General features: G+C 63.5%; 1 protein-coding gene. It reads right to left on the bottom strand.

What is annotated here, in order from left to right; translation table 11 throughout:
- Nucleotides 1–95 precede the first annotated feature (95 nt).
- On the bottom strand, nucleotides 96–315 hold a 220-nt coding region (locus ELR45_RS35685; RefSeq protein ID WP_205857115.1), incomplete at its 5' end, for a hypothetical protein.

Genomic DNA, 315 nt, shown 5'->3' on the forward strand with positions numbered 1-315 from the left:
TTTCTGATTACCCAGCGCAGGCTCGCACACGTCAGGTATCGCACCTGTCGAGGATCGCGTCTCCTGCGGAACACCCCACGACCGTAGAGCGCCTGCTAGGTCAACTCAACTTCACCATCCTCGTCACCGTCTTCAGTCCCGTCCTCGGTGCCATCCTCGGTCCCGTCCTCGGTCCCATCCTCGGTCCCGTCCTCGGTCCCGTCCTCGGTGCCATCCTCGTCACCGTCTTCAGTCCCGTCCTCGGTGCCATCCTCGTCACCGTCTTCAGTCCCGTCCTCGGTGCCATCCTCGTCACCGTCTTCAGTCCCGTCCTCG

The organism is Phytoactinopolyspora endophytica, assembly GCF_004138495.1.
Taxonomy (GTDB): Bacteria; Actinomycetota; Actinomycetes; order Jiangellales; family Jiangellaceae; genus Phytoactinopolyspora; species Phytoactinopolyspora endophytica.